The following is a 7,791-nucleotide window of genomic DNA, read 5'->3' on the forward strand; positions in this document are numbered from 1 at the left end:
TCTGCATGCGAGCGCTATGCGCTGCTGTAGAACCAAGCGATTGTTCAACGGTATGGAATCGAAAGAGACTGCTGTAGCGCTGTTTGGGGCCGACAAATTCATACATCCATACAAATCCGGCTTCGCAGTGTTTACAGAACATGCGAATGGAGGGCACGTGCAGATAGGTTTTTTTCTCGAACACGGGAAGATGTCGGACGATCCGTATGCCATTGCTTCCTTTGCGGATGACATTTTGATCCGACCCACAGCACGGACAGCATTGCTTTTCGCTGATGGGGAAAGCTTCTATGTGAAGTTCATCGGCATCGATGGACAGGATTTGGCGGATTTTTAGCTCTGGTATGTCGAGCAATTCATTGATATACTGGTTTTGCATCTGTCTATTCCTTTTTTGTTGTTCGGTGAGACTTACAACATTACAGGATTAGCAGATGTTTTTCCATTTTCAGCCTGAGATTATTTCGTCAAGCACTGATTACGGTTTTGAGCCGAAAAAAATATTATATAAATGAGGATGGTTGCTCCATGGCAAATAAATTTTTACTGAAAATAAATAATCAGATGTACCATTCTCTAATTAATGAGAACTACGTAGAGATTGGTGATGAATTAGTAAAAGATGACTTTAATAATTATGGTCTTAATAATAGTTTTTACATCGATATAAATAAAACGCTCATGAACAGAAGTTTTGTGGTCAAAAATTCTCTCATATATGAGAAAGGAAGAGTATTTAGACTTCGTGTTGACGGTTCCATGGTGAAAAAAATAGAGGACAGTTATTCAAAGGGGAAGGTAGATGTCACTCCTATTTTGAATTCATTTTCTAATGGAGAGGTTACTGTAAGTGCTAGTAGTACTGCATCAGGATATCCGGTGTATAATGCATTTAATGACTCATCAAAGTATTGGAAGGCAAATTATGTTGACACATCAATTACGATGATTTTTCAAAAACCTATAGTCCTTACAAGTTACAGCATTAGTAAATATTACGGGACTGGTCCTGGCCCCAATTATTCATCGTTTGCTGGATCGAATGACGGGAGAACATGGACAACGCTTGTAAATAAAACATCATTATCTGCAAATTTTAATAATAACACAGCCTATACACATTATAGGTTTAGCTTAAGCGGTCACACATATGCTGCTGAAAAATTTCATACAGTTAAAAGAATACACATTTATAGAAGTTATTATCAAAAGCTATTGATTTTACATGATGATAAATACAAATATTACGATAGCACCAGTAAAGAGTGGGGAATTATTGGTGATACATGTGAGGAAATGGACTTTTTACAATATGGTGTCCTCCCATCTTCTATTCCTGAAGAAGCATGGGCTAAAATATCAGGTGAGGTTGAACTCCTCTATTACAGAGAAGATGATGTACCTGAAATGGTTATCTCTATTTTAACCGAACCATTTACCCTTGCTGAGGAATTTGGTGATCAAACAATTAAAATAATCGAATATACCGACGACCCGCTGCAAGAAGATTCAACCATCACCTTAGAAACCGAGCCATTCACCTTTTACGATGAGGTTGGTGACAGTTTTGATGTTCTTTACTACACAGACGATCCAGATAAGACGGAAGCTGAACTTGAAATCCGCCATAATTATTCACCGCTGGATGAGTTGGATGGAGATTTTGAATTGGTGACGTGGACTATGGAGGAAGAGGCGGAGGTTCAAGAGGAGCTTAAACCAATTTTTAAAGAAAAGATTGAAGATGGCGATCTATACGTTGTAAACGTGGATTTATCAAAAGGAATTGTAAATATAAAGTGAGGCAGTCACATAGGCTGTCTCTTTTATTTTGCGAAACTATTGAAAGGAGCTGATTTTGTGGCAGGTAATGCAAAGCCTGATGTACCGAATTTAGGAGATGGGATAAAAATTGAACTTATTTCCTTTTGGGGTTCATCAGTAAATACAAGTACTGCATCCGATGCCTCTGCATTGCTTGATGGTATTACAATTAAACAAGGCACTTATAATGCAGCTTTAATGTCAACGCCCCACAACTCATATTTAGAGTTCTCAATAAGTAGCGACTGTAACTTGTGGGCTGTCGGCGGCAGCTATTCCGACACTGGTGGCAGTACTCCTAAACAAATAAAACTGCAAAAGTGGGTTGGGGAGGAGTATGAAGACGTTGGAATCTATAATACTGCATCCTCTAATGATTGGTATCTATTGTGCCCGAGCTTGGCAGCAGGTAAGTATAAAGTGACTGCAGTAGGAAATTATGTAGCTTTCAACGAGTGGTATGCGGAAAGCATAACTCCAAATAAAAGCCTAATCCAACTAAACAATGGCGAGTACCGGACATACAGAGACACTGGATGGGAAGTCATAAGTCCTCCTCTATCCTCTCAATTATTCGACGAACACGGCATGACCGATCTCTCCATCATCCCGCCGGAAGCGTGGCAGGAGCTGGCCCAACTCTCTCCCACAGTTGAAATCGTGACATATGTGCCGGAGGGCAACAAGGTCAAGGCCTTTGCCCAGACTTATAGGGACATCCCCCTGCGCATCGATATGAAGGCTTTGCCGTTCGAGCAGCTTGTCGTGCAGCCGGGCGATTTTGAGCTGCATGGCAGTTTTCTCGCTATCATTGCCAATCAGCTTCCTGTCCATGCTTATGAGGGCCGCTGCCGGTTTATTTTGTCATTCGATGGCGGCGTGACGTGGGAAGTGTTCCGGAATGGACGATGGAAATCGGTGAATGCAAGCGATATGGCGAAGGTGCGCGAACTGGGCATGAGCTTCAAAGCGCTTGGCAAAATTAAAGAAGCTCACTTCCAAGATAAGGGGAGCCAGCTTCGGATTGGCTATTATTTGGACGACAGCATTCATCGCGATGAGGAAGTGAAGCTGGATCATTCGCGCTTGGTGGTGAGGTCTGCTCTGGACGGCGTTAAGGTCAAGGACCTGTCGCTAACGCTTCTCAATACAAAGGCATCGATTGAGCTCAAGCTGACGGGCAACAAGTTAACCGGCCGCTTGGATGATGCCGATAAGGGAAAAGTTCAGTACAGGGTGCTGCTGAATGATAAGCCTTACTTTCCGGCGAATGGGGAATTCACGCGCCTGGCCGCTTCACCGGTCGATATTAATCTGTCGATATCGGAGCGGGATATTGTGTTCAATCGGGAGAATAAGCTGCGCGTCGAATATCAGGATTATTGGGGCGAGACCGAGTCTTGGGAGACGAAGTTCATCGGCAGCTACTCCGGCTTGATGTTCATGGATGAGACGGGGAATTATTATTCCGACACGTTCGGCGGGATTCTGAAATATTTGGATTTCGATATGCTGATTGCCGGGCAGACCAGTCTGGATCAGAAGGTCGTCGTCAAAAACCAGCTAGGCTACTCGATTACGAATCTGACGTTGAAGACGGTGAATGAGTCGCTGCCGGATGGCGTCGCGATCGAGCTGTCCCGGAAATCGAGCCCGTTCATTCCCGTCGATAGTCTGCTGTACAGTGAAGTATTGCATCATGGAGACACGGTTGAATGTTACGTCCGGATTGCCACGGAGATTGACGCCATGCCGACGCCGGATGGCCGCTTCGAGATTCGGGCCTATGCCAATCGGATATAGACAGTCTCAATACAATGAGATTGGAAGTGATTACGATTCACGAAGATGAGAGATTACGAAACGAAATAGTAGACGAACCGTCCCCTTCCAACCGCATGAGAGGGGCTTTTTATTTGTATGGCTCCGGAAGGAGCGAGGTGGAAGCCGCCCTCGTAACGGCAACCCGGGTGAGAGAGGGCATAGACGCCGCGATCTCCGCGAGGGTGCCGAGAGAGGCGGAGCTGCCGGTCGTCCTGGACATCAAGTACCGGGGCAATGAGGATGTGACGGCCGCGATCGAAGCGGTGGCTTCCAGCTATCTGCCTGTGTCGATCGAGGTTCGGCCCCATAACCGGATGGTTGGACGGGTGGAGCTGCTGGAGACGCCGCGCAAAGACGTCAGCCTGCCTCCGGTCGCCGATTCGACGACCCGCAGCGATTCGGAGCTCGTTACGCTGAATTACGGCGACATGAAGAGCATGGTTACGGGGAAGAGCAGCAATGAATCGTTCGAGGCCTTTATTCATTTCGGTCCATTGAATGAATTGCTTCCCGATGTGTACCGTTTGGAAAAGGCGACGATGAAGCTGTATTATGCCGGCACGTTCCCGGACGGGACGAGCATTGAGCTGCATCAGCCGCACAGCATTTGGAGAGAGCTCGGGATTACCCACGCGAACAAGCCTCATTCGGTAGAGCTGTTGGCGGATGAATACACGCTCCACCCGGCGGAGCGCTGCATTGAGGTGGATGTGCTTCGCATCGTCGAGCGCTGGCTTCAGGGGGAACTGGACAACTACGGATTTATTGTGAAAACGCAAGACGATTACGCGGTCACATTCTATACGAGGGAATCCCACAAGCCGCCCGAGCTTCAGATTCGTTACATCCCTAACCATGTATACAGCATCGGCAGAAGCGCGATCGACGCCTCCGTATTCGTCTACGGGGTTGGAGGCTCCGAGCGGAGAGCCAGCCTTACGGTCCATAGCGACCGCGGCGCGGACGATCGGACAGCGACGCTCTATGTGCATCAGCCTGCCGATCCGATGTTCGAATGGCAGGAAGGCTTGCTGCTCGTGTCCAGGCCAGTTTACCCGGCAGCGCTGACGGTAGCGATTCGGGAACACCCGGAGCTGGAGGCAAGCTGCACGATTCGCAGAGACGGGGCAAGCGAGCGCAGGGTGATCATGGCGGCCAGCACTCCGGACAAGCCCGTTTGCATCACGGTCGATCCGAACATAAGTCTGGCTTGCTCTCTTACGGTTATGAAGAAGGAATCCGAGGGGCCGGAATCATCCATTACGGCTTCTGTCCCTGCTCTGCCAGCGTATGTGGAAGTGTCGCGCTATCATAAGCATAGCAGCGATACAGCAGCCAGCCTGAGCATTCGGGAAGGAAGGGATTCGGATATCGAGTCCCGGGCCACCATATCCAAGCCGGATATGCATGCGGCGCTGACGATTCGGGCGCTGGGTGAGCGGGAGATGGCAGGGCAGATCGAGGTGCCGCACTATGAGGATCATCGTGCCTCGCTTGCGGCGTCCCGCCCAGAGGTTCCCGCCGCTCTGGACGTGAAGCATGCTTCTTCGATCGAGACGCATCTCTATGTGAAGCATGAACACACACTGGACAGTACCGTCCTGATTAAGCTGCCGTCGGAGTTGAAGGCCTTCCTCGTTGTTCACGCGATTGATGAGGTGGAGGGCGCCCTTCGGGTCAGCGTTCCGGATCTTCACGGCTATCTCGCGCCAAGAGTCATTGCGGAGGAGGACTGCCTTGCGGCGGCCCTAATCCGACAGCGGGATGCTGGCGATTTGCATGGTGTCATTACCGTCGGCAGTGCAGGCGGCGCATACTATTATATTTTGTAGCAGGAACCCATATTGTGAGCCGTCTTTCACCGGATGGCTCTTTCTTTTTCCGAGAGATGGCTGTCGATGAGCAAGGAGGGATCGGGTGTACGAAAAAATAGTGAACAGCAGTATCGGATTCATCGGCGGCTTGATGAGCTACTTGTATGGGGGAGGGAGCAGCTTGCTTGAGTTTCTGGCGCTATTGGCGCTTATGGATTACATCAGCGGCTACGCAGCCTCCGTCATGGAAGCGGCCAGAGGGATGCCGCAAGCCGGGTTGAGCAGCAAGAAGGGCTTTGCCGGACTGGCCAAAAAGGGCTTGATGTTCGTCGTCGTGCTGCTCGCTCATCGTGCCGACGTGGCGCTGGAGATCGATTTTCTCATGTACGGCGCGATATGGTTTTACATTTCCAATGAGGTGATTAGCATTGCGGAGAACTACGGGCGGATTGGGCTGCCATTGCCGCCGCAGATCAAGCAGATTATTGCGATTTTGAAAACGAGGGAACAGCAGCAGCGGCAACAGGAACAAGATAACGAGAAAAATGAACAGAATAACGATCAGAGACAGCATGAACAGGATAACGGGATAACAATCAGAAAGGAAGGATGAGCACATGAGCAGCAGAGGGACGCAGGTATGGGGCTCGATAGCCCTGCAAACTGAACCAATAGTCATCAAGGACACGAATAACACGTTTATTTTCCAGGTAGACGGTACCGAGTACGAGGCGAGCATTCCCCAGGGAACATATGCGACGAGGCTGGAGCTTTTTACGTCCGAGCTGATCGAGCCGGTCAATGAAGCGCTGCGGCACGCTCAAGCGCCCGTCATCGCCAGATTGGGCGGCAACCGCCAGGACAAGCATATTTGCGTGCTTGTGCTGGAGCATACCGATACGGCGGAAGAGCATGTCATCGACGGCTTTGGCGGAAGCGCGCGAGACGTGATCTGGGGGGAGACGGAGCACATCTCCGCCGTGCAATGACGAATTCGCCGGTTAGCTTAGTTAGGTAAAACTAATCGGTGCAAGTCCGATCGAGGCTGCTCGTAGTACTAGCAGGTAGCTGCGGGCATTATCCAGCTACTATCCTGTATGACAAAATGATGAAAATGGTGGAACAGCGGATAAGCGACAAAATTCAAGTTGAATCGAATGATTGGTCGAAAGCTGATGAACTACGAAGCAGAAGCCCCGTAGGGAGGAGTTATCTCGTGGTTGCTTTCGACTCTCTCTAGACTCTCTGGACACCATTCGGGTAGAACCGTATAGGCATATCGTCACACTCATGCGAAATCAGTATTTTCAGAAACTGGAACTGACAAGGACAAAAGCAAAAACCGAAACTCGTCAATATATGGGCGGACAAAATAAGGATTCAATTATATTGGATATTACCAGTGACTTTCAAATACCGGTTTTTTTATGTGTTATGGAAAACAAAAACCTCCTGCCACCTTATATTGGATGTGGAGCTTCATTATGTCCATATTATGCACTTGAAAGAGCATTGCTTGAACTCGTACAGGTGTATCATCTATATAACGAATACTATGAAGTGTTAAAAAAAGAAGATGAATTAATATTGAAAAGATTTTCATCATTGAAAAAGGCTCAATCTCAAAATCAGTGCTTGACTATCAGCATATCAACCGGTGACGGTTGCATTCGATAAGAATACCTGCTTTATAACGATTGGGATTTCGCATAAAGTAATGGCGACGTTGAAACGCTTTAATGCGATTATGACGGCCTTCTACGGTCGCGTTTGTCCAGCGACATTGATGATAATTCACGATTTCCTCTTTCCAATTTCGCATCGTCCCCAGCGTGCTGCGTACCGTTGCATGGTCGATCTGATCGCCTTGCTCGCACCAACGCTCAAATCCGAGTCGGGCAACAGCATAGCTGGGCGAGCGGTCATACCAAGTTGTGAAGGCTTCTTTCCACTCCCACACGCTGCGCAGAAGCGAAGAATAATTCAGTAGCGTTTCCAGTCGTTTTCTGCTTTCTTCACTCAGCGATTCCGCTGGAGGATTCAGCAAACGATGGTTCGCTTTCAAATACGCTCGCGCTCGCGGCGATAAGGTATGCTGAACCGTTTTTCGAACTTCTTGCACGCTTTCGATTACATAACCGTGGACATGAAAGCGATCTGCGATGCGAATCGCATTCGGGAAACACTCGCTGATCCAGGTATGGTAAGCCTGGGCCAAATCCATGACCACTGCTTTGGGATTCAGCCGAAGGAAGTCGGGATGCGCCTGGGCATAGGCACGCAATTCCTCCAGTTTCCTACCCGGCAGCAGATCCAGCATCGTTTCGCC

At 48.6% G+C, this 7,791-nt stretch carries 8 protein-coding genes; 6 read left to right on the forward strand and 2 right to left on the reverse strand.

Annotation, left to right across the window (positions count from 1 at the left end):
• Positions 1-379 (reverse strand): transposase family protein (locus tag ABD76_RS10250; RefSeq protein ID WP_197255191.1); only part of this gene is annotated, 379 nt, incomplete at its 3' end.
• Positions 380-528: 149 nt separating this feature from the next.
• On the opposite strand from ABD76_RS10250, the gene ABD76_RS10255 reads away from it, so the two are divergent.
• The 6 genes from ABD76_RS10255 to ABD76_RS30950 all read left to right on the forward strand — a co-directional run bounded on the left by ABD76_RS10255 (position 529) and on the right by ABD76_RS30950 (position 7,139).
• The gene (locus ABD76_RS10255) at positions 529-1,803 is read left to right on the forward strand and encodes a discoidin domain-containing protein (RefSeq protein ID WP_197256589.1); all 1,275 of its coding nucleotides are present in this window, start codon (positions 529-531) and stop codon (positions 1,801-1,803) included.
• Between the two features lie 609 nt (positions 1,804-2,412).
• Entirely contained in the window at positions 2,413-3,627 is a 1,215-nt protein-coding gene (locus ABD76_RS10260; protein ID WP_197256591.1) for a hypothetical protein, read from the forward strand.
• Positions 3,628-3,653: 26 nt separating this feature from the next.
• Positions 3,654-5,480: a DNRLRE domain-containing protein gene (locus tag ABD76_RS10265; RefSeq protein WP_197256593.1), complete on the forward strand. Its 1,827-nt coding sequence runs from the start codon at positions 3,654-3,656 to the stop codon at positions 5,478-5,480.
• Positions 5,481-5,565: 85 nt separating this feature from the next.
• Positions 5,566-6,075, forward strand: a complete 510-nt coding sequence (locus tag ABD76_RS10270) for a phage holin family protein (protein WP_338125097.1) — start codon at positions 5,566-5,568, stop codon at positions 6,073-6,075.
• Between the two features lie 4 nt (positions 6,076-6,079).
• Positions 6,080-6,451, forward strand: coding sequence for a hypothetical protein (locus ABD76_RS10275; protein ID WP_197256594.1), 372 nt, complete (start codon positions 6,080-6,082; stop codon positions 6,449-6,451).
• A gap of 370 nt (positions 6,452-6,821) precedes the next feature.
• Positions 6,822-7,139 carry a YcaO-like family protein gene (locus ABD76_RS30950; protein WP_420901938.1) on the forward strand — a complete coding sequence of 106 codons (318 nt, stop codon included), beginning with the start codon at positions 6,822-6,824 and terminating at the stop codon, positions 7,137-7,139.
• On the opposite strand, the gene ABD76_RS10285 is transcribed toward ABD76_RS30950, so the two are convergent.
• Positions 7,105-7,791 (reverse strand): transposase (locus ABD76_RS10285; protein WP_197256362.1); only part of this gene is annotated, 687 nt, incomplete at its 5' end. The two genes, ABD76_RS30950 and ABD76_RS10285, sit on opposite strands and share 35 nt — an antisense overlap.

Origin of the sequence: Paenibacillus dendritiformis (assembly GCF_015845845.1) — a bacterium.
Classification (GTDB): domain Bacteria; phylum Bacillota; class Bacilli; order Paenibacillales; family Paenibacillaceae; genus Paenibacillus_B; species Paenibacillus_B dendritiformis_C.

Excerpts from the sequence above, each read along its gene's own strand:
- ABD76_RS10255 (WP_197256589.1), top strand. The coding sequence starts at position 529 with ATGGCAAATAAATTTTTACTGAAAATAAATAATCAGATGTACCATTCT.
- ABD76_RS10260 (WP_197256591.1), top strand. The coding sequence starts at position 2,413 with ATGACCGATCTCTCCATCATCCCGCCGGAAGCGTGGCAGGAGCTGGCC.
- ABD76_RS10275 (WP_197256594.1), top strand. The coding sequence starts at position 6,080 with ATGAGCAGCAGAGGGACGCAGGTATGGGGCTCGATAGCCCTGCAAACT.
- ABD76_RS30950 (WP_420901938.1), top strand. The coding sequence starts at position 6,822 with ATGGGCGGACAAAATAAGGATTCAATTATATTGGATATTACCAGTGAC.